Below are 430 nucleotides of genomic sequence, written 5' to 3'. Positions count from 1 at the left end.
ATATAAAGGAATGGATCTTATATCTTCGTGGGTTATTTTTTCATTTGTTATAGCTAAATGAATATTAAAATTCAGTAATTGCTCTATAGATTGATGTTTATCATGTATTTCATATAAACGATATTGCTGTTCAGGGTAGTCGGAATGGTGCTTTCGAATTAAATTCGCAATCCATTGATTCGTAGATTCAAGAGTCCCAATTTTTATCCTTGGTTCTGATGTAACGCTTAAATCATACATTTTTTCCATCGTGGATCGATATTGTTGAACTAATTCGCTCGCATAACGATAAAACTGTATTCCTTTTTCGGTAATCTTGATGTCTTTTGTTGAACGTGTAAATAAGTCATAACCTAAATCTGCTTCCATTTTTTTAATCGTAGCAGTTAAAGATGGCTGGCTAATATGTAAAAATTGTGCAGCTTTAGTA

General features: G+C 31.6%; 1 protein-coding gene. It reads right to left on the bottom strand.

Features of this window, described 5'->3' with window-relative positions; genetic code table 11:
* On the bottom strand, nt 1–430 hold a 430-nt coding region (locus M3175_RS24510), incomplete at both ends, for a LysR family transcriptional regulator (RefSeq protein WP_251524617.1).

Source organism: Robertmurraya korlensis, from assembly GCF_023715225.1.
Taxonomy (GTDB): Bacteria; Bacillota; Bacilli; order Bacillales; family Cytobacillaceae; genus Robertmurraya_A.
Note: the sequence above shows the minus strand (reverse complement) of the source record. Positions and strands in the feature narration are given on the sequence as shown.